Source organism: Verminephrobacter aporrectodeae subsp. tuberculatae At4 (assembly GCF_000193225.1).
In the GTDB taxonomy this organism is placed as follows: domain Bacteria; phylum Pseudomonadota; class Gammaproteobacteria; order Burkholderiales; family Burkholderiaceae_C; genus Acidovorax; species Acidovorax aporrectodeae.
The window spans coordinates 1-806 of sequence record NZ_AFAL01000239.1; the positions used below are offsets into that span (position 1 = coordinate 1).

1 pseudogene is annotated in these 806 nt (G+C 70.5%); it reads right to left on the bottom strand.

From position 1 onward, the window contains the following. Positions 1-92: 92 nt before the first annotated feature. Positions 93-806: pseudogene (locus tag VTU_RS26050) on the bottom strand (excinuclease ABC subunit UvrA); the annotation flags it as partial.

Genomic DNA, 806 nt, shown 5'->3' on the forward strand with positions numbered 1-806 from the left:
TGGCGCAGCTCGGCGATGGTGTGGACGATGCGCATGGGAATGCAGTGTAGCGGGGCAGGCCCTGCGGCCGCGCCCCGGCGCCGCTCAGCACCTCAGCGCGCGAGCACCGCCGCGAGCGCCTGCCCGGTGTGCGTGCCCTGGCGCACCAGCTCCTGCGGCACCGCCGCGGCGACGATGCGCCCGCCCTGCTGGCCGCCCTCGGGCCCCAGGTCGATGATCCAGTCGGCCTCGGCGATCACGTCCAGGTCGTGCTCTATGACCACCACGCTGTGGCCCGCATCGACCAGGCGGTGCAGCACGCGGATGAGCTTGTCCACGTCGGCCATGTGCAGACCCACCGTGGGCTCGTCGAGCACATAGAGCGTGTGCGGCGCCTTCCGCCCCCGGCGGCCAATATCGTCGCGCACCTTGCTCAGTTCGCTCACCAGCTTGATGCGCTGTGCCTCTCCGCCCGAGAGCGTGGGCGAGGCCTGGCCCAGCGTCAGGTAGCCCAGGCCCATGTCCCGCAGCAGTTGCAGCGGGTGCGCAATGCCGGGCTGGCTGGCGAAGAACTCCACGGCCTCGTCCACCTCCATGCACAGCACCTCGCCAATGCTTTTGCCACGCCAGGTGACGGCCAGCGTTTCGGGGTTGAAGCGCGCGCCATGGCAGGTCTCGCAAGGCACTTTCACGTCGGGCAGAAAGCTCATCTCGATGGTGCGCAGGCCCGCGCCCTCGCAGCCGGGGCAGCGGCCCGCGCCGATGTTGAAGCTGAAGCGCCCGGCCGTGTAGCCGCGCGCCCTGGCTTCGAGCGTTTCGGCGAACAG